Source organism: Pseudoalteromonas sp. SWXJ133 (genome assembly GCF_015864365.1).
Lineage (GTDB): Bacteria > Pseudomonadota > Gammaproteobacteria > Enterobacterales > Alteromonadaceae > Pseudoalteromonas > Pseudoalteromonas arctica.
In genome coordinates this window covers 35,784-60,354 of the sequence record NZ_JADYXJ010000019.1, presented here as the reverse complement: position 1 = coordinate 60,354, position 24,571 = coordinate 35,784, and the positions used below count along the sequence as shown (strand labels likewise).

Below are 24,571 nucleotides of genomic sequence, written 5' to 3'. Positions count from 1 at the left end.
AAAGATGACGGAAATTAAACCGATTATAACTCTCTGAGCCAATTTATAAAATGCTAAGAGGCGTTTTTATTAATAAAACTGACTACTTTTTGCGTTAACGCAATAAAATTTAATTATTTACTGTTTTTTGTTAAGCAATTTAATAAGCGCAAACAGTCATACAATTAACTTTTAGATCCTAAGATCAATTTATTGATAATACGCTACTAACTAGTTTTTCGATCCCTGCATCGGCTTCAATAATCGATTGGGCAAGCATATAAGCTGGGGTTGTAACTAGCTTATTTGGCTGATCAATAACAACATCATCTACTGCACAATTTATATGTTTAGCGCCTAATGTGCTTAGCGCTTGTGCTGTCTCTGCATCGTTACCAATCGTAAGTACAGCGTTATCGTAAATAAATGGGATCAAAACGGGTGCAATACACATATAACCAGCAGGCTTATTTTCTTTTGCAAATGATTTACAAGCATTAAGTACGTCTTCATTAATATTTGCTTTTGCGCCTTTAATTGCAAAGTCACATAAGTTTTTTGCAGCGCCAAAACCGCCAGGTACAATTAATGCGTCAAACTGAGTTGCGTCTAGTTCAAGCAGCGATTTAATGTCACCCCGTGCAATACGAGCCGCTTCTGTTAATACATTACGCTTATCAGGCATTACTTCGCCCGTTAAATGGTTAATGGTATGAAGTTGTTCAATATCCGGTGCAAAACACTGATACGTTGCGCCATTTTTGGCTATATGTAATAAAGTTAAAATTGCTTCATTAATTTCACTACCATCGTACACACCAGACCCTGCTAATATTACCGCTACGTTTTTCATGCTTTTGTGCCCCTAAAGTCTTTTTTATAAGTCGATCGGATGAAGTCTAACATGCTCAAAATTTCTCGCGAAAATAAATTTTTAGTACAAAAATCATTCTCTATGCAAGTTGTATTGCGGTTTATGCCATTTGCGATCACTTTGCCTTTAAAAAAATTATAAAGGATCGCTATGATCTTCGATCCATTGTGCTAGAATACTCCTCCGGTTATTTAAATGGACGCGAATAATCAAAGTGAATAACAGCACAAGCAGTCATTAGAAAACCTTTTTCCACATTGGTTTAAAATAATAAAAAAAGAACCTCGTATTATCTTTTTTAAATTAAAACATACAGTTAAAGTATTTTCTAGGCATTTTATAATGCTTTGGAAGAATAGCTCGTGGCTGTTATCTACACACTTATCCACAGCTTGCTATAGTTTTAATAACACGATAAGCAGTAATTCACTGTCGTTTTATTTACTACCTTATGGCATGCTTATAATTACCTTAATTTTTTGCATTTAGGATCCAAATTCACCATGGCTCAGATCCCCGAAAACCCACTTATTTTAGTTGATGGCTCGTCATATTTATTTCGTGCTTATCATTCTCCGCCGCATTTAACTAATTCTAAAGGTGAAGCTACGGGCGCTATTTATGGCGTGATCAACATGCTTAAAAGCTTGATCAGACAATACAATCCCTCACATATGGTGGTTATATTTGATGCTAAAGGTAAAACGTTCCGTAACGATATGTATAGCGAGTATAAGGCAAATCGTCCGCCTATGCCGGATGACTTACGCACTCAAATAGCACCAATACACAGTATTATTAAAGCGATGGGCTTTCCGCTAATTAGTATTGAAGGCGTTGAAGCTGATGATGTTATTGGTACATTTGCACGTATAGCGTCAGAGCAAAAACGACATGTACTCGTCTCTACTGGCGATAAAGACATGGCACAGCTTGTTAATGAACACGTTATGCTAATAAACACGATGACTGACAGTATTTCAGATCCCGTTACCGTGGTTGAAAAGTTTGGTGTAGGCCCTGAACTTATTATTGATTACTTAGCATTAATGGGTGATAAGGTCGATAATATTCCGGGTGTTGAAGGTTGTGGTCCTAAAACTGCAGTTAAATGGTTAGAAAAATATGGTTCTCTTCAAGGTGTAATGGATCACGCCAGTGAGATTAAAGGTAAAATAGGCGAAAAGTTAGCAATTGCTCTTGATCATCTGCCTTTAAGCTACGAACTTGCGACAATTAAGTGCGATGTTGAAGTTGAATCTGATCTTGATACATTCAAACTTCAAGAGCCTAACAAAGACGAATTAATTGCATTATATGGTGAGTGCGAATTCCGTCGTTGGTTAGCTGAATTACTTGATAATCCTAAAGATGCTGAAACACATTTAGCTGTACCTACCCAAGCCACTGAATTACCAAAAGTAGAAGATGCTCATTACGAAACTATTTTAACGCAAGTGCAATTTGATACGCTAATAGAGCAATTAAATAGTGCTGAGTTATTTGCATTTGATACTGAAACAACCAGCCTTGATTACATGAAAGCGCAATTGGTGGGTATGAGCTTTGCCGTAAAAGCGGGTGAAGCTGTGTATTTACCGGTAGCGCATGACTATCCGGGTGCGCCTGAGCAATTAAGCCTTGAATTTGTAATGCAAAAGCTAGGTCCAATTTTGGCAGATGAAAACAAAGCTAAAGTAGGGCAAAACCTTAAATATGACAAAAGCGTATTAGCGAATGCAGGCTTTGCGCTAAATGGTATTAAGTTTGACACTATGCTTGAGTCGTATGTATTTAATAGTGTAGGCACGCGTCACGATATGGACTCGCTAGCACTTAAATACCTAGGTCATAAAAATATTAGCTTTGAAGATATTGCTGGCAAAGGTAAAAAGCAACTTACCTTTAACCAAATTGAACTTGAAAAAGCAGCACCTTACGCCGCTGAAGATGCCGATATTACTTTGCGTTTACACGAAGTGCTTTGGCCAAAAATAGCAGCTGATGAAAAACTAAAATCGGTATTTGAAGATATAGAAATGCCACTTATTAGTGTGATTTCTGATATTGAACGCACCGGTGTTGCGATAGATAGCAATATGCTTGGAGCGCATAGCATGCGTTTAGGCGAGCGTTTAATTGAGCTTGAAAAAGAAGCGTTTGAAATAGCAGGCGAACCATTTAACTTAAGTTCGCCAAAACAGCTACAAGTACTGTTGTTTGAAAAGCTTGGACTGCCTATTATTAAAAAAACGCCTAAAGGTGCACCTTCTACCGCAGAAGAAGTACTGCAAGAACTTGCTCATGATTATCCGCTACCTAAAGTAATTATAGAGCACCGAGGTTTATCAAAGCTTAAATCAACTTACACCGATAAATTACCATTAATGGTGAATGAGAAAACCCAGCGTGTACATACGTCTTATCATCAGGCAATTACAGCTACGGGGCGCTTGAGTTCAACTGATCCTAATTTACAAAATATTCCTATTCGTTCAGAAGAAGGACGTCGTATTCGTGAAGCGTTTATAGCCGCAGATGGTTATAAAATTGTTGCTGCCGATTACAGTCAAATTGAGCTGCGTATTATGGCGCATCTTTCACAAGACAAAGGTCTATTAAATGCATTTGCTAACGGCTTAGATGTACATAGTGCAACTGCCGCTGAAGTATTTGGTGTCGAGCTTGATGATGTAACTACCGATATGCGCCGTAAGGCGAAAGCAGTAAACTTTGGCTTAATTTACGGTATGTCGGCATTTGGTTTAGCACGTCAACTAGATGTGCCACGCCACGAAGCGCAGCATTACATAGATAAATACTTTGAGCGTTTTCCAGGTGTATTAGAGTACATGGAAACAACGCGCGAAAAAGCAGCTGAAAATGGCTACGTTGAAACAATATTTGGTCGTCGCCTACATTTACCAGAAATAAACGCACGTAATGGGGCGCGCAGAAAAGGAGCCGAACGTGCTGCTATAAACGCACCAATGCAAGGTACTGCCGCCGATATTATCAAAAAGGCAATGCTGAGCGTTAACCGCTGGGTACACGAACAAGCACCAAATACAATTAAGCTGCTTATGCAAGTGCACGATGAATTAGTATTTGAAATCAAAACAGACTGCGCACCACAGTACACAAAACACATCTGTGAACTGATGTCGCAAGCTGCTGCGCTAGATGTACCACTTATAGTTGAAGCTGATGAAGGTGACAACTGGGAACAAGCTCATTAATGCAATTTGAGCATTTTAATTAAAGCGCCTTTTGGCGCTTTTTTTATGTTTAATAAAAATGGCGAATAACAGCGATTCAATCAGGTATATGCAAGCTTTAGTTAAAATAAGGTTAATTTAAGCAACTATTTGTATTAAATAGTTATATGTTCGTCAATTCGAGCTGTTTTACAGGAATATGATTGTATTTTAATGCGTGCTTTTGTTAAAGTCCCGCCTGTCCTATCCTGTAGGACATCCTGTTGATGATGCATCTGAAAGGGTGCAACAAATTGATAGCTTCTCCCCAGTTTGCTATACCGGCCTACCAACTTGTTTGGTGGGCCGTTTTTTGTTTTACGCCTGAAAATCCTATCTAATTAATTCTTTATTGCGCTATACCAATTGTATTATTCATTCGTCATTTCGAGGTGGTTTGGGTACATCGCAGGTGATACCATCGAAGTGATATTATTTTTATTCTTTTCATTTTATTACTAAGGAGTGCGTTATGTTTAAAGCATTAGCTATTGCAGGTTTTTCTTTATCAAGTTTAGTTATTTCTAATGTTGCTCAGGCCAATTGGCAGCTAGTGAATGATAAAAGCCAACTAAGCTTTGTTTCAATTAAAAAAGATTCGATTGCTGAAGCTCACCATTTTACTAACCTTGAAGGTATGCTTTCTGATAAAGGCGAGTTTAGCGTTAATGTTGATTTAACATCAGCTGAAACTCTAATTCCTATTCGTAATGAGCGTTTAACGACATTTTTATTCGAAGCGGCTAAATTTCCAAATGCTGTTTTAACTGCAAATTTAACTAAAGAACTGAGCAATATTAAAAAGCCTGGTCAATATGTATTGAAGGGTATTAAAGCTGAGCTTGATTTTCACGGTAATAAAAAGCCATTGGCAATTGATGTACTCGTTAACAGCACGCAAAGTGGTGATTTAACGGTATCATCATTAACACCTATTATTATTAATAGTGATGATTTTGGTGTAACCGAAGGCGTTAAAAAGCTGCAAGAGCTAGCGGGCTTACCTTCAATTGCAACAGCAGTGCCTGTTACATTTGCAATTACACTTAAAAAACAGTGATTTCTTTAAGTGAGCTTAGCAAGCAATTAAGCGAGCCAAGCAAACCTTTTGATAGTTGGCAGCCTAATCATTGTGGTGAACTGCCAATTGTCATTAATCATGAGGGGAAATGGTTTTACGATGGCAGCGAAATAACACGCCCAGCCATGGTGAAGCTGTTTGCTTCTGTTCTATGTAAAGAAGGTGAGCAATTTTATTTAAAAACACCTGTCGAAAAAATAACAATAACGGTTGATGATGCGCCGTTTATTATTGTTGATTGGCGTTTTGAAAATACAGTGCAAGGGCAGGTGTTGTGTTGTATTGATAATTTAGCTAGGCAGTGGTTGGTGAACGCTCAGCAGCCTTTAGTTATAAAAGACTATAAAGGGTCAAAAGTACCTTATCTAAAGCTACCTTATGGCTGTAGTGCGCGTGTTGCGCGAAGCGTATATTATCAGTGGGCTGAAAAAGCCGAGTCTGATAAACTCGGCTATTTTATTAAATCTGCAGGAAAGCAGTTTTATTTATCGTAACGCCAGCGTTTAAGTCTCTGGGTTAGTTTCGTCTGTGATTGTTTCATCGGTAGGTGGTACAGCAATAACAGGACCTAAAAACCATTCATCTAGTTTTTTAGCTACTTCTGGTAAACCCGTGCCTTTTAATGATGAAAATGCATGAACTGTAATATCCCCATCAAGCGTGCTTAATTCACGACGAACTTGCAGTACTTGTGATTTACGAGGGCCTTGCTTTAATTTATCGGCTTTAGTTAATAGTGCCAATACTGGAATTTCACTACCAATAGCCCAATTAATTAAATCGCGGTCTAAATCTTTTAATGGATGACGAATATCCATTAAAATAACAATACCTTTTAGGCTTTGACGCTTTTGTAGGTATTCGCCTAGCGATTTTTGCCATTTCTTTTTCATTTCGATTGGTACTTTAGCAAAACCATAGCCTGGTAAATCGATAAGGCGCATATCGTCAACATCAGCTAAATCGAATGTATTGATTAGCTGAGTACGTCCAGGTGTTTTACTTGTACGTGCTAGCTTCTGATCGGTTAATGCATTTAATGCACTCGACTTACCTGCGTTGGAGCGACCGGCAAACGCAACTTCAATTCCCGTATCAGCAGGTAATTTAGTAATGTCGGGAGCGCTTGTTACGAAAGACGCAGTATTATATTTGATACGAGATTTGAGCACAGGCTCTCCTAAAACTTAAATAAATAACGTTGAGTAAACCAAATTCACTCAGGGCGCGTATTTTATACTATAAAGGATGTATTAAAAAGCGTATTTAACCACCTAAAAACAGCACCTATGGTACATTTAAAACATGTTAAAGCTTAATCTAAGTCAAAACCCTGTAAATTATAAGCTTAATATGTGTAGAAAACGTGCCAGAGAATTTATTATCGTGTAGAATATATGTATTACAACATCACGATTGTAGATGATACAGGGTCGGAAACAGAGAATTCACCATGAAAAAAATAGCACTATCTTTAACAATATTGCTTGGTGCGTTGTCAGCAAGCAACGCAACAGCATTTGATGGCGATGTAAACGCAGGTAAAGAAAAATCAGCAACGTGTGCGGCTTGTCACGGCCCAGACGGTAATGCGCCGGTTAATATTTACCCTAAAATTGCAGGTCAACATCCAGATTATATCCTTAAGCAACTTCAGGATTTAAAATTAGGTATGACGTCAGGCGGCAAAGAAGGGCGTATGGATCCAGTAATGAGCGCTATGGCTATGCCACTTAGCGAGCAAGACATGAAAGATCTAGCTGCTTATTTTTCTTCAATGAACATGACTGAAGGTGCTACACCTAAAGATGTTGTTGAAGTTGGCGAGATGCTTTTTAAAGCAGGCGATGCAGAACGTGGAATTCCATCATGTGCAGCATGTCATGGCCCACGTGGTAATGGCTCGTCACTTGCTAAGTTTCCAAAAATTTCTTTTCAGCATCCAGGATATATCAAGGCTCAACTTGAAAAATTCCGTGATGGTACTCGTCATAATGACTTAAATGGCATGATGGGCGATATTGCAAAAAAATTAACAGATAAAGACATCGAAGTACTTTCTCAGTATTTAGGTGGCTTACACTAAAGTCGTATTTATTTAGCAGTTAATAATAAATAAACTACAATGTGTTAAAAAAGCAGCCTAGGCTGCTTTTTTTGTGTCAAAAATTAACGATATCGTCCGTTTTAATGTAAGACATTGACCATGTCTGGTTGTAAGAAAAGTCTTATTTTTATTTTTTATTATTTATTAACTTATTGTAATTTATGTTTATTTTTATATCTCAATGTAATAAAGATAATAAAAGTTATATAAACCAGTTGTAACAAAATCATTAACGAGTAAATTAACCACTGTCGCAAAACAACAATAACAAAACGGAAATAACTATCAAGGAAAGTAACGCGGCATGACTACATAGCATAAGATTAGTGCTACTAAAGGAAATAATAAAAAAGTGTCAGGATGACCGAAAATAATAAAAAACTCATGGAAGTTTAATAATAAAAACAAAATGGAATGTAACAAGGAACGTAAAAATAATAACAATACGGACTGATAATAATAAAAATAATAAAGACTAAAAAAAGTCGAAGGGAGAAGTGTCCAGATAATGGCGCTCAGATTAGCAGGCGGTAGAGATGTTTTCTCTACCGCCTTTTTATTTGTCCTGTTACAATACCCACCGTTTAAAATTAGCGATTAATTAGCTAAGGCGCTTTTAAATGAGAGACCCAACCTCTAAGCGCAAACTGAATTCTTCTGGCTAGGCCAGCACTGCGATGCCCATTAATTTGCGCTTCGCTCAAAACCTCTTAAGTGAGATGATCAAGATATGAGTAGAACTAAAAAGTCACGCAAAAGCCCAGCAAACGGACCTGTTCGTTTAAGCCAAGATAAGCTTAAAGAAATGCGCGCATTAAAAGAGCAGCGAGTTAAAAAAACCAAAGGCGCTAAGCCAGGTTCTCGTAACGCGCCAGATTTACTAGATAGCGAAAGCCATAATGCTGGTCACGCGCCTAAAGATAAGCGTGTAGGCAGTAAAAAGCCTGTACCATTAATTGCAACTGCGCCTGAGCCTAAAGTTGAAATGAAACGCAACTTAAAGCCAACTATTGAGCTGAAAAAGGTAATCGAGCCTGAATTTACACCTGAACAAGAGCTAGAAGCACTTGAGAATGACGAGCGTTTACTTAAATTAGTAGAGCGTCATGAAGAAGGTGAAATGCTAACTGGTAAAGATGCTAAGTACTTTAATAGCCGTATTGCTCGCCATCAGGCGTTATGTGAAATTCTTGGTATTGAAGACGAGGATGAAGACGAATTTGAAGATGACCTTGAAGATGATATTGAAAGCAAAGGCAATTCTGATTTCGATCAATACTTATCTGACGATTTAGCCAACGAATGGTTAGATGAAGACGACAAATAGTAAGGATAAATAATGAGTACCGCGGTAATTTTAGCCTTACTTTTAGGCGCTGCTATAATAGTTGGTCTGGCATTTTATGCGGGTCAGTTGCTGTATAAGTTAAATGCGCAAAAAAAGTTAATTGCTAAAACGCAGGCTGAACAAAAGCAAAAGCTTGAGAAGTCGCGTTTAAAGCGAAATGCCAAACTAGCCGATAGTATTCATTTAATTGCGCGTGCAATGAATGAAGAGCAGTGTGAGTTTTCTGAAGGCTGTTTACGTATTTGGGTACTTATGTCTCAATATGGCTTTGAGAGCGAGCGTGATTTAACGACACAATATCCTGGCATTTATAAAATGTACCAGGTAGTTAAAGAAATGCCGACACACGATGCACGTAAAAAATATGCTAAAAAAGAGATTTTTAAGCTAGATAAGGCTCGTTGGCAAGCTGAAGAAACACTTAAAGATGAAGTTAAAGCCGATTGCGCTAAAATTATCATCGAGTTTAAAGCCGCTCCTGGCAGCGATAAAGTAGTTTTTAACTAGCTTTAGTTTTTCGAGTACTCAAAAAAAGCAGACCTTGGTCTGCTTTTTTTATGCGTAAAAATTTTCATACTAATTGCATTAAATTAGTATCAGTTAAATCACTCGTGAAAAACGCGTCGCATTTATTTGTTTTTGTAAATGAGCGTCAAAGCACATGCAAATAATACGAATGAATAAGTTGCCGCGTGGCGTTACGCTAATTTTATTATCATTTATAGTGACTAGTTCATCTTTTATAAGTGGCGTAAGCGCAATTAACGCATCCTCAAAGTAGTCATTAAATATAAGCGCATGCTTTTCGCTAAAGTCTTGTATATCTAATTCAAACTGGCAAATGAGCTGCTTAATTGCATCAGCACGAATTACATCATCATGCGTTAAGTGCATACCTTTATTAAGAGCACAGCCGATTTGTGTTTCGATGCTGTGGTAATAATGTTTTAATTCTTTTTGATTTTGTAAAATGGCAGTGCCAATTTGTGAAATTGATGACACGCCTAAGCCTAATAAATCACAATTTCCATGTGTTGTATAACCTTGAAAATTACGATGTAACTTGCCTTCATTTTGCGCAATAGCTAGTTCGTTATCGGTTTTTGCAAAGTGGTCCATACCAATAAATTGATAGCCTGCTTGCGTCATCTGCTCCAGCGTGTTTTTAAACATAGTGAGTTTATTATGTGCACTGGGTAAATCTGCATCTTTAATCTTACGCTGTGCGGCAAAGCGCTCTGGTAAATGCGCGTAGTTAAACACCGATACTCGGTCAGGGCTTAACTCAATAAGTTGCTCTATAGTTTGCTTAAAGCTCTCTGGCGTTTGCAGAGGAAGCCCGTAAATCATATCTGCATTAATAGATTGAAATCCCAGCTCGCGAGCTTGTGTAATTAATTGCTTGACCGTATCTGCATTTTGCGGGCGATTAACAGCAAGTTGCACGTCGTCGTTAAAGTCTTGAATCCCAAATGAGACACGGTTAAAGCCAAGTATTCTTAGATCAACAAGCATATTATCGGCAAGTGAGCGTGGGTCTATTTCAATGCCGCGCTCTGTTGTGCTTGTAAAATTAAAGTGCTGCTCTAAAAGCTTTATTAAACGGGTCATTTGTTTTGCGGTTAAAAAGGTGGGAGTACCGCCACCTAAATGTAATTGCTCAACCGTGTAGTTTTTAAATAAATGAGCTTGGGCAGTAATTTCTTTTGCTAAAAAGTCGAGATACGTATCGGCCTTAGATTGATGGCGGGTAATTATTTTATTACAGCCACAGTAGTAGCAAAGCTGGCTACAAAACGGGATATGAATATATAGAGAAAGTGAACGACTCGTTGACGATTCTACAGCGCTTAGTAGGTCTTGTTGTTGATACCCATCACGCAGTGATAGAGCGGTGGGATACGAGGTATAACGCGGGCCAGACACATTATATTTGTTTATTAGGGTTTGATCCCATTGTGGAAGTTTAATCATCACGCGCACCTAAGTATTTATTTAGGGGGTGATTATAAAAAAGTACGCAGTGAGGCGGTTTGATCTATAACAAAAAAGGTGCCGAAGCACCTTTTTTAATAAAATATCAATTAATGCGGTCTAATTAATACGTAACAGTATGGGCATCTTTGAGATATTGAAATAACTCTTTATAACCTTTACCCGGCTTTTCAGCTTTCGCTTCTTTCGCCGCATTACGAACCAATTGACGCATTTGCTGACGATCAAGAGACGGAAACTGTTCAATAGTCTCATTGATAAGGTCATCACCTTGTTCAATTAGGTCTGAACGTAATTGCTCAATTTTTTTGACCAATACTTCAGCTTGGTTATTTTTATTAAGCATTACATCGATAATCGCTCTAATAGCGTCAATGTTTTCTACAGTACGCAACGTTTTAGCGATGTAGTTTAAATGACGGCGGTACGCGTCACTTTTATTACTTATTTTATCAGCAACAACCATTGCCGCTTTTAAATCGTCATTTAATGGCAGGCGTTCGCGCTGTTTTTTACCCATTTTGGCAATTTCAGTACCTAACTGATGAAACTCTTGCGCTTCGCGCTTAAGCTCCGTTCTTGATACATATTCAATTTCTTCTTCAATTTCAGCAGGCTTGCCTTTTTTCTTTGCCATGGGGTGCTCTTAAATAAAAATAACTTTTGCCATTATACATGAATATGATACTTAGGAATATTAGCTGATGTGATGCATTGAGTGTGTTAGCATTTAAATATAAGAAATGCGTGCATTATGCCTCTAAGGCTCAGGACTTAATTTATGAAAAGCCAACAAAACGATCCAATTTATTCTCAAATATCGCAAGTTAAAGATGCGGTAGCAGAAGTACTCGAACATGCCAAAAAATTAGGCGCAACAGCTGCAGAAGCGGCTATGTCTAGCACGTCTGGTTTATCGGTTAGTACACGAATGGGTGAAGTAGAAACCATTGAGTTTAACCAAGACGGCGGCTTAGGCATTAGTGTATACGTTGGTAATAATAAAGGTTCGGCGTCAACCGCTGATTTAAATCCAAAAACATTGCGCATGGTAGTCGAAAAAGCGATTGATATAGCCAAATTTACATCGGATGACCCATTTAACGGCGTTGCTGATAAAGAGTTACTTGAATTTAATCCTAAAGATTTAGATTTATACCATCCTTGGGATGTAAGCCCTGAAGAAGGTATTGAGCTTTGTCATGCTGCTGAGCAAGCTGCATTAAACGCAGATGAGCGCATTGTTAACTCTGATGGTGCGAGTTTTTCATCTCACCAAGGATTACGTGTTTATGGTAACAGCCATGGTTTGATAACTGGCTTTCCACGCACTCGTCATAGCATTAGTACTATGGTAATAGGTCAAGATGGCGAGCAGATGCAACGCGACTCTGCTTATACTGTTGCCCGCGACCAAGCGGGTTTAAATGATGCAGCGGCAGTTGGGCTTGAAGCAGCAGCTGAAACATTGGCTAAATTAAATAGCCAAAAGTTAGGCACAATGAAAGTGCCTGTTATTTTTAGAGCCGATATTGCAAATTCATTATTTGGTCACTTAGTGTCGGCAATTGGTGGTGGTGCGCTTTATCGTAAATCAAGTTTTTTACTTGATAGCTTAGGCACACAAGTATTTAGTAATTGTGTGAATATTGCCGAGCGCCCACATATTTTAAAAGGGTTGGCGTCGTCACCGTTTGATAGCGAAGGTGTTAAAACATTCGATAGGGAAATTATTCAAGGCGGCGAGCTACAAACTTATTTATTAGCAAGTTATGCCGCGCGTAAAATGAATATGACCCCAACAGGGCATGCTGGCGGTATACATAACTGGCTTGTTGAGCAAACTCATAACGATTTAACTGCACTATTAAAAACGATGGGCACCGGCTTATTAGTTACAGAGCTAATGGGGCAGGGCGTAAATACCGTAACGGGTGATTACTCTCGTGGTGCTGCTGGTTTTTGGGTTGAAAATGGTGAAATCCAATATCCTGTAAGCGAAATTACCATTGCTGGTAATTTAAAAGATATGTTTAAAGGCATATCTGCTATTGGTGGTGACATCGAACGCCGTGGTGGTATTCAAACTGGCTCAGTATTAATAGAGCAAATGCAAATAGCCGGCGCGTAGTATTAATACGCAGTGTATACTTAGACCTAGAGTATTATCTCTGGGTCTAAGTGAGCTTTTACGAGGTGTAAAATGGCTAAAGATAGATATGCACCAAAACCGCTAACCGATATTATGGCGGGGTTAAATAATCGTTTATCGGCTTATGCAGGCAAAAGCCAAGCACTTGATACACAGCAAACACTACTTAAAGATTTTTTAGGTCCTAAGTTGGGTGATAAATGCCGAGTAAGTAATTACCGAGATGGCACGCTAATGATAGAGGCGGTATCTGCACCTATTGCGCTTAGGCTTAATTATTTAAAAATGGATATGCTTTCGCATTTTAGAGCCGCCGGAATGGCAGAGCTCGGGCAAATAAAAATCACAGCAAATCCGCAAGCAACTCAACGATTAAGTACTGCGAATAAGTCGGGTAGCCCTGCATTTACCAACTCTCGTAAAATGAGTGAGCAAACAGCTGATTACTTAAACGCGATAGCATCTTCGGCCCCTCCTTCTTTAAAAGAAAAGCTAGAGCGTTTAGCGCTTCACGGAAAAAGTAAAAGTTAGCCTTAACTACCCACCATATTGTTATTGGTGGGGCTAATTTGGCAGCTCACCGCATTCAAAATACTTTGTTACATATTCCATTTTATTGTTGGCCTAATGAGGTTTATGATACTGCGTAGGCTTTATATTGATTGAAGCTCTTTGATACCCATTCCATTAAGTAAAAGCGTGTAGGCAGTGCTATTTTTATTCCTGCTATATTCAAGAATTTAATGGAGTTGGTATTAAGTTCTAACTAACAAACGGAATCATTATGAATAAAGTAACAATGGCCGCTGCGAGCATTGCGCTTGCACTTGGTTTAGTAGGTTGTGGTGAAAAACAACAAGAAGCTAAAGTAACCGACGCTCCAGTAGTAACAGCACTCGCTGAAAAACCACTAGAGCTTGGTATTGAATTAGCCAATATGGATAGTTCAGTACGTGCACAAGACGATTTTTACTACCATGTAAACGGTGAGTGGCTAGCAAAAACTGAAATACCGGGTGATAAATCTAACTACGGTTCTTTTTCGCAGCTATATGATGAGTCGCAAAAAGCGATGAAAATAGCCCTTGAAAGTGCAGCCGCTAACAAAGCCGCTGCAAAAGGCAGCGATGAGTACAAAATCGGTGCATTTTATAAAAGTTACATGAATCAAGCTGCGCGTAATGAGCTAGGTATTACGCCATTGCAACCGTCATTAGATACAATTGATAGCGTTAAATCTAAAGCTGATTTAGTGGGTTTAATGGCTAAAATTCAAAAACAAGGCGGTACTTTACCGTTTGGTTGGTTTGTAAATAATGATGCTAAAAACTCAAGCGAGTATGCACTGTACTTATCTCAGTCTGGCCTTGGTTTACCAGATCGTGACTACTACCTAAAAGATGACGAAAAATTCACTAAAATTCGCGCTTCTTACGAGCAATACATCACTGACGTTTTGGCAAAATCAGGCGTTAAAAATGCAGCAGAAGCCGCTAAGAGTGTTATTGCATTTGAAAAAACATTAGCTGATGCACAGTGGAGCCGCGTGCAAAGCCGTGATGCAACTAAATCTTATAACAAGATGACAGTAGCAGATGCAAGCAAGTTGATGGGTGACCTTGATTTAGCTGCATTCTTTAAAGATGCTGGTGTGACTGCGAGTGACATTATTGTACGTCAACCAAGCTACTTAGAAGCACTTGCTACTATTTACAAAGACACTGATTTAGCAACGTGGAAAAACTACTTAAAATTCCATTTTGTAAGTGGTTATGCAGAGCTACTTAGCGAAGATTTAGTTAATCTTAATTTTGACTTTTACAGCACAACGCTTCGTGGCGTAGAAGAACAAGCACCTCTTTGGAAGCAAGCGGTTGATGCATCAAACAGTGTACTTGGTGAAATTTTAGGTAAGGTATACGTTAAAGATAACTTCCCGCCAGAAGCTAAAGCACGCATGGAAGAGTTAGTTGATAACGTAATTAAAGGTTACGGTGTTGCTATTGAAAACCTTGAGTGGATGAGCCCTGAAACAAAGCTTGCAGCGAAAGAAAAGCTAGACAAATTTACACCTAAAATTGGTTACCCAGATACGTGGAAAGACTACTCTGAGCTAGAGATTAACTCAGATGAGTTAGTAGGTAATTACATCCGTTATAGCGAATGGGCATACGCAGACATGATTGCTAAATTGGGTAAACCAGTTGATCGTTCTGAGTGGCACATGACTCCGCAAACAGTAAATGCGTATTACAACCCAGTAAACAACGAAATTGTATTCCCAGCCGCAATTTTACAACCACCATTCTTTAATTTAGAAGCGGATGATGCTGTAAACTACGGTGCAATTGGCGCAGTAATTGGTCACGAGCTTGGTCATGGTTTTGACGATCAAGGTGCTAAATACGACGGTGACGGTAACTTACGTAACTGGTGGAGTGAGACTGACCTTAAGCAATTTGAAGAGCGTACAGCAGCTTTAGTTGCACAGTATAACGAATATAAACCTTTTGAAGATGCAAGTGTTAATGGCGAGCTAACGCTTGGAGAAAACATTGGTGACTTAGGTGGCTTAACGGTTGCGCATAAAGCGTATATGCTGTCTTTAGGTGATAAAAAATCACCAGTGATTGATGGTTACACAGGCGATCAACGTTTCTTTATGGGTTGGTCACAAATTTGGCGTCGTAACTATCGCGATGAAGAGTTACGTAATCGTTTATTAACAGACCCTCATTCACCAAGTCACTACCGTGTAATCGGTATCTTGTCGAACATGCCTGAGTTTTACGAAGCGTTTGACGTAAAAGAAGGTGATAAAATGTATATCAAACCAGAAGATCGCGTAAAAATCTGGTAATTGCATTACTATAAATAACAAAAAACCAGTAAGTTTTTAGCTTACTGGTTTTTTTGTATCTTGAACTTGTTCATCGACTAAGCACTCATGCATCCACTGCTCGTTATTAAGTATGCTTTTATAAAGCGCGAGTTGGTTTTGTGCTCGCTCCAAATTATGCTCTGCATGAGCCACTTTAAAGTACACATCGTTATTTAAATAATCAGTTAAAAAGCGCACACTTAACATAAGCGGCATTATTTTAGCGCCTAGCAGCAGGCTTTCTTGTTCTTTTGTACTCATGCTACTTTTTAATGGCGTTACATAGCCTTTAACAATGGCTGAAAATATATCTTTTCGAATAACAACGTTACGTAAGTTTGTTGAATCCTCGGCTTCGGGGGAGCAGAAAGTGCGTACCATGTCGCCAAAATCATAAAGCCGAAATCCTGCCATACAGGTGTCTAAATCAATCACTGCTTTTGCTTTGTGAGTTGCACTACAAAACAGCATATTATTTATTTTTGTATCGTTATGACACACTCTAAGTGGTATCTGCTTAGCTATGCAATTAAGCTCGGTGATTAAATGTTGCTGCGATAAGCAATATTCTATTTCGTCAGCGCAGTGCTTTACTCTATTTACAGAGTTATTTGTGGTTGCGGTATTTAATTGCTCAAAGCGCATCGCTAAGTTATGAAAATCAGGGATTACAGTATGTAGTTGTTGTGTATCAAAATCTTGTAATGCATGAGCGAATACGCCAAAGGCGTAAGCCGCTTGCTCGCTCTGTTGCGCATTTTTAACAACATCTTCGCTGTAACTGTCACTAATATAGTTAAGGACGCGATAATACGCGTTATTAATTTTTATTAAGTGTTCGTTGTTTTGTGTGGCTATATGCCTAACTGTTTCAAGGGGATAGTTGCTTTGTAGTTGTTTGGTACTTAAATGCTGCTCAATTAGCTTTGCATTACTTACTAACTGAGCAGGGTACTTAAATACCTCAGTATTTAGTTTTTGCACAATAAACTGTTTATCAATACTTGTAAGTAGCCATGTACTATTTATATGGCCGCTACCAATCGCACTAACTTGAGTTAACTCAGGGGGCAGCGCTAACAGTTCGCTTAGCTTATTTTGTATTGAGATGTTCATTGTGCTCACTTATGCCCATTTATTAAGCGTATCGGGCTACTATTTTTTCGATAATTTCAGCATTTGCTTCAGGGAAATCATAATTTTCTAATTCACTAATTGCTACCCATTCACTAGGTTGCCCTTCAGCGCCATGTGCTTCACCGCTAAAGTTACTTACTACGTGTACATCTAATTTAACGCACTTATCGCCGTAGTCATGTTCAATCACCATAAGTTGACTAGAGCTGTGAATTGTTAATCCAACTTCTTCAATAAGCTCGCGTTTAAGTGCAACAAAAACACTTTCACCTGCTTCTACTTTGCCACCAGGAAATTCCCATAAACCGCCTTGATGTTGTTCATCTGCGCGTTTACAAATGAATATAGCGTTATTTTTCTTAATAACACCAACAGCTACATGTACAATTTCTATAGTCATTACTTTAAAACTCCATAAAAAAAAGCGACGCTAGCGCCGCTTTTTAATAAGCTAATAACAATATTGGGCTATTTTAATTTACCGCAACATTGTTTGAATTTTTGACCTGATTTACAAGGACAAGGGTCATTACGACCTACTTTTGGTTCTGTACGAGCCATTACAGTAGCTGTTTCTGGTGCTGGCGCTTCGCCACCTACTTGCTCAGCTTCTTCATGTTGGTATTCGCGAGGAGCATTTTCACTTTTACGGTGTTGCTCTTCTACTTTTTCAACATCTTCTTCTGCGCGTACTTGTACTTTACTTAGGATGCTTACAACATCTACTTTCAAGTTTTCAAGCATTTCAGAAAACAGCTCAAACGATTCACGCTTATACTCTTGCTTAGGATTCTTTTGCGCGTAACCACGTAAATGAATACCTTGACGTAAGTGATCCATAGCAGCAAGGTGATCTTTCCAATGCTGATCAAGACTTTGTAGCATAATCGCTTTTTCGAATTGACGTAAAACAGAGTCGCCAACTTGCTCTTCTTTTTGCTTGTACGACTGCTCAACCGCCTGCTCAATACGCTCACGAAGTTTTTCTTCGTATAGTTTATTGTCATCTGCTAACCATTGAGTGATTGGCAACTCAAGTAAGAAGTCTTGTTTTAAACGCTCTTCAAGGCCAGGAATATCCCACATTTCAGCAAGGCTTTGCGGTGCAATGTACTGATCAATTACACTAGCAAGAACATCACCACGAATTGCTGTGATAGTCTCTGAAATATCGCCTTCTTCAAGTAGCTCATTACGTTGAGAGTAAACAACGCGACGTTGATCGTTTGCTACATCATCGTACTCAAGCAATTGCTTACGAACATCAAAGTTACGTGCTTCTACTTTACGCTGTGCATTTTCAATCGCACGGTTTACCCATGGATGTTCAATTGCTTCACCGCGTTGCATACCTAGTTTACGCATCATGTTAGTCATGCGTTCACCAGCGAAGATACGCATTAGTGCATCGTCCATCGATAGGTAGAAACGGCTAGAACCGGCGTCACCTTGACGACCAGAACGACCACGTAATTGGTTATCTATACGACGAGATTCGTGACGTTCAGTACCAATGATATGTAAACCGCCAGCATCAATTACCGCATCATGACGAATTTTCCAAGCTGCTTTAATTTCAGCAATTTGCTCAGCAGTTGGGTTCTCAAGCTTTTCAACTTCACTGTTCCAGTTACCACCTAACACGATATCGGTACCACGACCGGCCATGTTGGTTGCAATTGTTACTGTACCTGGTAGGCCAGCATCTGACACGATATCTGCTTCTTGCGCGTGAAATTTGGCATTAAGTACGTTGTGCTTAATTTTTTCTTTGCGTAAAAACTGTGATAAATACTCAGAGCTTTCAATTGAAATAGTACCTACAAGTACCGGTTGTCCGCGGTCTTGACAGTCTTTAATGTCAATTAAAATTGCTTCGTATTTTTCTTCTTGCGTTAGGTAAACTAAGTCGGCGCGATCATCACGAACCATTGGCTTATTAGTTGGCATAACAACAGTATCTAGGCCGTAGATAGATTGAAACTCAAAAGCTTCAGTATCGGCAGTACCTGTCATACCAGCTAGTGTTTCGTATAAACGGAAGTAGTTTTGGAACGTAATAGATGCAAGTGTTTGGTTTTCGTTCTGAATATTTACACCTTCTTTAGCTTCAACAGCTTGGTGTAAACCTTCTGACCAACGACGACCTTCCATTGAACGACCAGTATGCTCATCGATAATGATTACTTCGTTTTCTTTTACTACGTAATCAACATCTTTTTGGTATAGCTTGTGAGCACGAAGGGCCGCATAAACGTGACTTAGTAGCGTAATGCTTGCTGCTGAGTAAAGCGAATCGCCTTCTTCAATTAAGCCGCGTTCAGTAAGTAGCTCTTCTACTTTAATTTGACCACGTTCTGTTAAATGAACTTGCTTAGACTTTTCATCAATAGTGTAATCGCCGTCGCCTTCAACACCTTCTTCGTCTTCTTTTTCTTGAAGTTCAAGTAAAGGAACGATGGTATTTATTTCAGTGTATAGCTCAGAGCTGTCCTCAGCTGGGCCTGAAATAATAAGCGGAGTACGCGCTTCATCAATTAAGATTGAATCCACTTCATCGACTACGGCATAAAATAATGGACGCTGAACACGTTCATCAATGCTAAAAGCCATATTATCGCGAAGATAGTCAAAACCAAATTCGTTATTTGTACCGTACGTAATGTCAGCAGTATAAGCTAGCTTCTTCTGCTGTGGCATCATACCCGGTACGTTACAGCCTACAGTAAGGCCTAAAAATTCAAATAACGCACGGTTGGTTTCAGCATCACGTTTAGCAAGGTAGTCATTCACAGTAATTACGTGAACACCTTTGCCTGTTAAGCCGTTTAAATAAGCTGGTAGGGTAGCTGTTAGTGTTTTACCTTCACCGGTACGCATTTCTGCAATGCGACCTTGATGTAAAACCATACCACCTAATAACTGCACGTCGAAATGACGCATGCCATTTACACGCTTTGACGCTTCACGTACCACAGCAAAAGCTTCAGGTAGGATATCGTCAAGGCCTTGTCCGTTATCGTAACGTTCTCTAAACTCAGCTGTTTTAGCTCTTAAATCTTCATCAGAAAGCGCTTCAAGTTGCGTTTCTAGCGCATTGATTAGCGCGACCGTCTTTCTTAAGTTTTTAATAGTGCGGTCATTGCGACTACCAAAAAGCTTGGTAAATAAATTAGATATCATGATAAAACCGTTACAATGTATTCTTTGTCAGCCGAGTATCGGCTAACCCATTTTTAACAATTGGTAATTAATATGTGCTTTTAAATAACACTTAGAACATATTAATTAGCAATATTGTATTAAACCGCTCAAAAAGCACTGTTTATTACGTGCGCTACTATACCAGACTCTGCCAAACAACAAACTATCTCAATAAAAAGATCTGTGTATAAAATCGAAAAATTTGATCTGGTTCGTAAAAATAACTTTGTATTACTCAATTACAGTAAAAATAGTAGCGAACTGTAAAGATATGGTGCTAAATAAATTAAAAACAAGGGGACATTCATGCTTAAATTTAACGCATGGATATGGATTCTAAACGCGCTATTTTTGCACCTAATCTATTTGATTAACCAACAACAATACTTCAAAGATGATTGGTTGGTTTTTGTATAATAATTATTTACATCAGTGCACATACGCTTTTGATTTAGTAGAGTAGTTATAATCATATCTAGTTTTAATTTGAATTAAAGTTAGAGGTTTACACTTGTTTTCCTTTTAAAGTAAAGGCTTAGGTGAAAATGACAAATAAAAGTAATAAATTAGTAGTGTTAGGTGCAGGTTGGTTAGGACATGCTTTATGCGTAAGTGCGCAAAAAGCTGATTGGCAAGTACAAGGAACGCATAGAACAGATATACACGAGTTTGATTTTGAGCGTCAGTTTACACTTGAAGATGGGCAATTAAGACATCAAGTTGATTTACAAAATGCTTATTGGGTATGTGCTATTCCACCACGTAGCAGGCACAGTGAAAGTAATTATCCTGAAACACTCACCGCAGCGCTTAAGCTCTCAAAGGAGTTAAATGCAAAGGGCTTTTTATTATGCTCATCAACCGGGGTGTACGATCAAGAGCCTGGTGTATATAGCGAAAGTTGCGATATTTCATGCACAAACAAGCGCCAAATAAAGCTCTATGAGGCAGAAGAGCAAGTACTTGAGCAAGACGGGAAAGTGCTGCGTTTAGCTGGATTACTAGGGCCTAATAGAGAACCGGGTCGTTTTGTGGCAGGCAAAGAGCTTAATACATCAAGTGAGCAAGTAGTAAATATGGTGCATCAACAAGATGTAATTAATGCTGTTTTTGCGGTGATAGAGCACTGGCAAGTAGGGCAAAATATTTATAATGTTGTTAATCCTGCGCACCCAACAAAAGCTGAATACTACGCAGTGAAGTGTGCAGAACATGGTGGCGAGTTACCACGCTTTACCAGTGATGATAAAGCTGAGCGCAAAGTTATTGGCTCAGCTATTGAAGCGCTAGGCTTTACTTACCAATATGGTATTTAATATGCTGAAGGCAGGGGACTGCTCTCTATGAAGTCGCATAGCTTACCTTCACTTAGTAATGTATTAGCAGCTTCGATATCGGGAGCAAAGTAGCGGTCTTTATCATAATAACTTACATGCTCGCGTAATAACGCTTTAGCGCTTTGCACTTTATGTGATGGTTCAAGCGGCTTTCTAAATTCTAGCCCTTGAACCGATGCTAACCATTCTATTGCCAAAACACCTTGGGTATTATTGGCCATTTCATCTAAGCGCCTTGCTGCAAAGGTTGCCATAGAAACATGATCTTCTTGATTTGCAGATGTAGGCAAGCTATCGACCGAAGCCGGATGTGCTAATGATTTGTTTTCTGACGCAAGCGCTGCTGCGGTAACTTGGGCAATCATAAATCCTGAATTTACACCGCCGTTTTCAACTAAAAATGGCGGTAATTTGGATAGGTTTGAATCGATAAGTAATGCAATTCGCCTTTCTGCTAATGCACCAATTTCGGCAATTGCGATAGCTAAGTTATCGGCGGCCATAGCAACGGGCTCTGCATGAAAGTTACCTCCCGATATTATGTCGCCTACATCGGCAAAAACTAGCGGATTATCGGTTACACCGTTTGACTCGCATAACAATACTTCTGCGGCTTGACGTATCTGAGTTAGGCAAGCACCTAGCACTTGAGGTTGGCAGCGAAGGCAGTATGGGTCTTGTACTTTTTCACAATTGACGTGGGAGTTACTAATTTGAGAGTGCGTATCGAGTAGCTCTCTAAATACTTGAGCGGTGTCTATTTGTCCGCGCTGACCACGAATATCATGAATACGTGCATCAAATGGCGCGCGACTACCCATTGCAGCTTCTATGCTTATCGAGCCGATAACGCAGCTTTGTGCATATAAGTTCTCGCTTCTAAATAGGCCTTGTAGTGCAAACGCAGTCGACGCTTGTGTACCATTTAATAATGCTAAGCCTTCTTTAGCTGCAAGGGTAAGAGGTTCAAGCCCCGCTATTTTTAACCCTTGTGCTGCACTAATTATTTTTCCCTTATGTCGCATTTGACCTTCAGCTAATAAAGGTAGGCACATATGCGCAAGAGGGGCTAAATCCCCCGATGCCCCCACAGAGCCCTTTTTAGGCACGCACGGATATACTTCGCTACTAAGCAGCTGCATAAAAAATTGGATTACTTGCAGGCGAATACCCGAGTAGCCGCGCGAAAGCGAGTTTACTTTTAAGGTGATCATTAACCTTACTGTGCTGTCATCCATGTATTCGCCAATGCCCGCAGCGTGTGAAAGCACAATGGAGCGCTGTAATAATTCAAGTTCGTCGTCGGCAATTTTGGTATTAGCTAATAACCCAAACCCGGTGTTAATCCCGTATACAGTGCGGTGCTCATTAATAACGTTTTGAACGGTTTGTGCGCTGGCTGCTATTTGTGATTCAGCATGCTTTACAAGGTTTAACTTTACCGGTGAATTATTAATTTTTCTCAGTGTGTTTAAATTAAGTGAGCCTGGTGTGAGAGTAAGTTCGAACATGATCATTCCTCGTTTAGCATAGGTAGGTCTAAATTTTGTTCTTTAGCGCAGTTCTTTGCTATGTCGTATCCAGCATCAGCATGGCGCATTACACCCGTTGCAGGGTCGTTCCAAAGTACGCGAGCAATACGCTCTTTAGCTTCATTTGTACCATCGGCAACAATAACCACACCTGAGTGTTGGCTAAAGCCCATACCTACACCGCCACCATGATGAAGAGACACCCAAGTAGCACCACTTGCCGTGTTAAGGAGTGCATTGAGTAATGGCCAGTCCGATACCGCATCTGAGCCATCTTTCATACTTTCTGTTTCGCGGTTAGGGCTGGCAACTGAGCCCGAGTCGAGGTGGTCACGACCAATAACGATAGGGGCTTTAAGTTCGCCATTTTTAACCATTTCATTAAAGGCCAGTGCAAGGCGTGCTCTATCTTTTAAACCTACCCAACAAATACGTGCAGGTAGCCCTTGAAATTGAATGCGTTCACGCGCCATATCAAGCCAGTTATGCAAATGTGCATCATCAGGAATAAGCTCTTTTACTTTAGCGTCGGTTTTATATATATCTTCAGGATCGCCCGATAATGCTACCCATCTAAATGGTCCAATACCTTCACAAAATAAAGGGCGAATATAGGCGGGTACAAATCCAGGAAAATCAAACGCGTTGGTAACACCTTCATCAAACGCCATTTGACGAATATTATTTCCGTAATCAGTAGTGGCGGCACCCGCTTTTTGCAGCGCCAGCATGGCTCTAACTTGGACTGCCATTGATTGTTTAGCCGCTTTTACTACCACTTTTGGATCTTGCTCACGCATTTTTGCTGCGTGCTCCATTGTCCAGTTTTGTGGTAAGTAACCATTTAATGGATCGTGAGCTGATGTTTGATCTGTGACTACATCAGGTGTAATACCTGTTTTAACCAGTGTACTAAATACATCGGCAGCGTTACCAAGTAAGCCAACTGATAGGGCTTCACCTTTTATGCACGCGTCGGTTATTAATTGCAGTGCGTGTTCAAGGTTCGTTGCTTTTACATCAACGTAGCCTGTTTTTATACGAAAATCGATACGGCTTTCATCACATTCAACAACTAGCGCACTAAACCCTGCCATTGTAGCGGCAAGTGGTTGAGCACCGCCCATACCACCAAGGCCACCCGTTAATACCCACTTGCCTTTAGCACTGCCTGAAAAATGTTGCTTTGCCATGGCTATAAAGGTCTCGTAAGTGCCTTGTACAATGCCTTGCGAGCCAATATAAATCCAAGAACCCGCTGTCATTTGTCCGTACATCATCAAGCCTTTTTTATCGAGCTCGTTAAAGTGCTCCCAATTCGCCCAGTGTGGAACAAGGTTTGAGTTGGCAATAAGTACACGAGGGGCATTACTGTGGGTTTTAAATACACCAACGGGTTTTCCTGATTGTACAAGCAGAGTTTCGTCGCTTTCGAGTCTATCGAGGGTTTCTATAATTTTGTCATAACTTGGCCAATCACGAGCTGCTCGGCCAATACCACCATATACAACAAGTGCATGAGGATGTTCTGCAACTTCAGGGTCTAAATTATTCATTAGCATGCGCTTAGCAGCTTCAGTTTGCCAGCTTTTAGCACTTATTTTATCGCCATGAGGTGCACGTATTACGCGACTTGTGTCGAGTCGGTTGTTCATGTTTTGCTCCTGTTGTATATACAAGGTGATTT

The 24,571-nt window shown here is 39.6% G+C and carries 19 protein-coding genes; 10 read left to right on the top strand and 9 right to left on the bottom strand.

Annotation, left to right across the window (positions count from 1 at the left end):
• Positions 1-184: 184 nt before the first annotated feature.
• Entirely contained in the window at positions 185-832 is a 648-nt protein-coding gene (gene elbB, locus I6F40_RS13895; protein ID WP_166378240.1) for an isoprenoid biosynthesis glyoxalase ElbB, read from the bottom strand.
• Between the two features lie 524 nt (positions 833-1,356).
• Here elbB and polA point away from each other — a divergent pair.
• The 3 genes from polA to I6F40_RS13880 all read left to right on the top strand — a co-directional run bounded on the left by polA (position 1,357) and on the right by I6F40_RS13880 (position 5,685).
• Positions 1,357-4,092, top strand: a complete 2,736-nt coding sequence (polA, locus tag I6F40_RS13890) for a DNA polymerase I (protein WP_166378238.1) — start codon at positions 1,357-1,359, stop codon at positions 4,090-4,092.
• 490 nt (positions 4,093-4,582) lie between these two features.
• Positions 4,583-5,170, top strand: coding sequence for a YceI family protein (locus I6F40_RS13885; RefSeq protein WP_007582084.1), 588 nt, complete (start codon positions 4,583-4,585; stop codon positions 5,168-5,170).
• Positions 5,167-5,685 carry a DUF1285 domain-containing protein gene (locus I6F40_RS13880; RefSeq protein ID WP_166378236.1) on the top strand — a complete coding sequence of 173 codons (519 nt, stop codon included), beginning with the start codon at positions 5,167-5,169 and terminating at the stop codon, positions 5,683-5,685. Before I6F40_RS13885 ends, I6F40_RS13880 begins: the two co-directional genes overlap by 4 nt.
• Before the next feature lie 9 nt (positions 5,686-5,694).
• Here the strand turns inward: I6F40_RS13880 and yihA are convergent, their stop codons facing one another.
• Positions 5,695-6,363, bottom strand: a complete 669-nt coding sequence (yihA, locus tag I6F40_RS13875) for a ribosome biogenesis GTP-binding protein YihA/YsxC (protein WP_166378234.1) — start codon at positions 6,361-6,363, stop codon at positions 5,695-5,697.
• A gap of 281 nt (positions 6,364-6,644) precedes the next feature.
• Here yihA and I6F40_RS13870 point away from each other — a divergent pair, with 281 nt between their 5' ends.
• The 3 genes from I6F40_RS13870 (at position 6,645) to I6F40_RS13860 (ending at position 9,153) form a co-directional block, all read left to right on the top strand.
• Positions 6,645-7,277, top strand: a complete 633-nt coding sequence (locus I6F40_RS13870) for a c-type cytochrome (RefSeq protein WP_007582080.1) — start codon at positions 6,645-6,647, stop codon at positions 7,275-7,277.
• A 751-nt stretch (positions 7,278-8,028) separates the two neighbouring features.
• Positions 8,029-8,625: a Der GTPase-activating protein YihI gene (gene yihI, locus I6F40_RS13865; protein WP_007582074.1), complete on the top strand. Its 597-nt coding sequence runs from the start codon at positions 8,029-8,031 to the stop codon at positions 8,623-8,625.
• A 12-nt stretch (positions 8,626-8,637) separates the two neighbouring features.
• Positions 8,638-9,153, top strand: a complete 516-nt coding sequence (locus tag I6F40_RS13860) for a DUF2489 domain-containing protein (protein WP_010553820.1) — start codon at positions 8,638-8,640, stop codon at positions 9,151-9,153.
• Between the two features lie 93 nt (positions 9,154-9,246).
• Here I6F40_RS13860 and hemN read toward each other — a convergent pair whose 3' ends face one another.
• Both hemN and yjgA read right to left on the bottom strand, forming a co-directional pair.
• Positions 9,247-10,620 (bottom strand): oxygen-independent coproporphyrinogen III oxidase, encoded by a 1,374-nt coding sequence (gene hemN / locus I6F40_RS13855; RefSeq protein WP_166378232.1) that lies wholly within the window; start codon positions 10,618-10,620, stop codon positions 9,247-9,249.
• 124 nt (positions 10,621-10,744) lie between these two features.
• A complete protein-coding gene (yjgA, locus tag I6F40_RS13850; protein WP_007582068.1) occupies positions 10,745-11,278 on the bottom strand; it encodes a ribosome biogenesis factor YjgA in 534 nt (177 codons plus the stop codon).
• 144 nt (positions 11,279-11,422) lie between these two features.
• Between yjgA and pmbA the strand changes: the two genes are divergently transcribed.
• The 3 genes from pmbA (at position 11,423) to I6F40_RS13835 (ending at position 15,653) form a co-directional block, all read left to right on the top strand.
• A complete protein-coding gene (gene pmbA, locus I6F40_RS13845) occupies positions 11,423-12,772 on the top strand; it encodes a metalloprotease PmbA (protein WP_007582066.1) in 1,350 nt (449 codons plus the stop codon).
• A 72-nt stretch (positions 12,773-12,844) separates the two neighbouring features.
• Complete coding sequence (locus I6F40_RS13840) at positions 12,845-13,324, top strand: DUF721 domain-containing protein (RefSeq protein ID WP_166378230.1); 480 nt, start codon at positions 12,845-12,847, stop codon at positions 13,322-13,324.
• 253 nt (positions 13,325-13,577) lie between these two features.
• Positions 13,578-15,653 (top strand): M13 family metallopeptidase, encoded by a 2,076-nt coding sequence (locus I6F40_RS13835; RefSeq protein ID WP_166378228.1) that lies wholly within the window; start codon positions 13,578-13,580, stop codon positions 15,651-15,653.
• A gap of 36 nt (positions 15,654-15,689) precedes the next feature.
• Here I6F40_RS13835 and I6F40_RS13830 read toward each other — a convergent pair whose 3' ends face one another.
• The 3 genes from I6F40_RS13830 to secA all read right to left on the bottom strand — a co-directional run bounded on the left by I6F40_RS13830 (position 15,690) and on the right by secA (position 19,994).
• Positions 15,690-16,790, bottom strand: coding sequence for a phosphotransferase enzyme family protein (locus I6F40_RS13830; protein WP_166378226.1), 1,101 nt, complete (start codon positions 16,788-16,790; stop codon positions 15,690-15,692).
• A gap of 22 nt (positions 16,791-16,812) precedes the next feature.
• The gene (gene mutT, locus I6F40_RS13825; RefSeq protein ID WP_007582062.1) at positions 16,813-17,211 is read right to left on the bottom strand and encodes an 8-oxo-dGTP diphosphatase MutT; all 399 of its coding nucleotides are present in this window, start codon (positions 17,209-17,211) and stop codon (positions 16,813-16,815) included.
• A 68-nt stretch (positions 17,212-17,279) separates the two neighbouring features.
• On the bottom strand, positions 17,280-19,994 hold the full coding sequence (secA, locus tag I6F40_RS13820; protein ID WP_007582061.1) for a preprotein translocase subunit SecA: 2,715 nt from the start codon (positions 19,992-19,994) through the stop codon (positions 17,280-17,282).
• 566 nt (positions 19,995-20,560) lie between these two features.
• Here secA and I6F40_RS13815 point away from each other — a divergent pair.
• Positions 20,561-21,331: an NADP-binding protein gene (locus tag I6F40_RS13815; protein ID WP_166378224.1), complete on the top strand. Its 771-nt coding sequence runs from the start codon at positions 20,561-20,563 to the stop codon at positions 21,329-21,331.
• Here the strand turns inward: I6F40_RS13815 and hutH are convergent.
• Both hutH and hutU read right to left on the bottom strand, forming a co-directional pair.
• The gene (gene hutH, locus I6F40_RS13810; RefSeq protein ID WP_166378222.1) at positions 21,328-22,863 is read right to left on the bottom strand and encodes a histidine ammonia-lyase; all 1,536 of its coding nucleotides are present in this window, start codon (positions 22,861-22,863) and stop codon (positions 21,328-21,330) included. The genes I6F40_RS13815 and hutH overlap by 4 nt on opposite strands.
• A gap of 2 nt (positions 22,864-22,865) precedes the next feature.
• Positions 22,866-24,539 (bottom strand): urocanate hydratase, encoded by a 1,674-nt coding sequence (gene hutU, locus I6F40_RS13805; RefSeq protein WP_166378220.1) that lies wholly within the window; start codon positions 24,537-24,539, stop codon positions 22,866-22,868.
• Positions 24,540-24,571: the final 32 nt, after the last annotated feature.

Coding starts and splice junctions, on each gene's coding strand:
- I6F40_RS13885 (WP_007582084.1), top strand. CDS start 4,583: ATGTTTAAAGCATTAGCTATTGCAGGTTTTTCTTTATCAAGTTTAGTT.
- I6F40_RS13835 (WP_166378228.1), top strand. CDS start 13,578: ATGAATAAAGTAACAATGGCCGCTGCGAGCATTGCGCTTGCACTTGGT.
- yjgA (WP_007582068.1), bottom strand. CDS start 11,278: ATGGCAAAGAAAAAAGGCAAGCCTGCTGAAATTGAAGAAGAAATTGAA.
- I6F40_RS13830 (WP_166378226.1), bottom strand. CDS start 16,790: ATGAACATCTCAATACAAAATAAGCTAAGCGAACTGTTAGCGCTGCCC.
- hutU (WP_166378220.1), bottom strand. CDS start 24,539: ATGAACAACCGACTCGACACAAGTCGCGTAATACGTGCACCTCATGGC.
- elbB (WP_166378240.1), bottom strand. CDS start 832: ATGAAAAACGTAGCGGTAATATTAGCAGGGTCTGGTGTGTACGATGGT.
- hemN (WP_166378232.1), bottom strand. CDS start 10,620: ATGATTAAACTTCCACAATGGGATCAAACCCTAATAAACAAATATAAT.
- yihI (WP_007582074.1), top strand. CDS start 8,029: ATGAGTAGAACTAAAAAGTCACGCAAAAGCCCAGCAAACGGACCTGTT.
- I6F40_RS13840 (WP_166378230.1), top strand. CDS start 12,845: ATGGCTAAAGATAGATATGCACCAAAACCGCTAACCGATATTATGGCG.
- I6F40_RS13860 (WP_010553820.1), top strand. CDS start 8,638: ATGAGTACCGCGGTAATTTTAGCCTTACTTTTAGGCGCTGCTATAATA.
- I6F40_RS13870 (WP_007582080.1), top strand. CDS start 6,645: ATGAAAAAAATAGCACTATCTTTAACAATATTGCTTGGTGCGTTGTCA.
- hutH (WP_166378222.1), bottom strand. CDS start 22,863: ATGTTCGAACTTACTCTCACACCAGGCTCACTTAATTTAAACACACTG.
- pmbA (WP_007582066.1), top strand. CDS start 11,423: ATGAAAAGCCAACAAAACGATCCAATTTATTCTCAAATATCGCAAGTT.
- polA (WP_166378238.1), top strand. CDS start 1,357: ATGGCTCAGATCCCCGAAAACCCACTTATTTTAGTTGATGGCTCGTCA.
- mutT (WP_007582062.1), bottom strand. CDS start 17,211: ATGACTATAGAAATTGTACATGTAGCTGTTGGTGTTATTAAGAAAAAT.
- I6F40_RS13815 (WP_166378224.1), top strand. CDS start 20,561: ATGACAAATAAAAGTAATAAATTAGTAGTGTTAGGTGCAGGTTGGTTA.
- secA (WP_007582061.1), bottom strand. CDS start 19,994: ATGATATCTAATTTATTTACCAAGCTTTTTGGTAGTCGCAATGACCGC.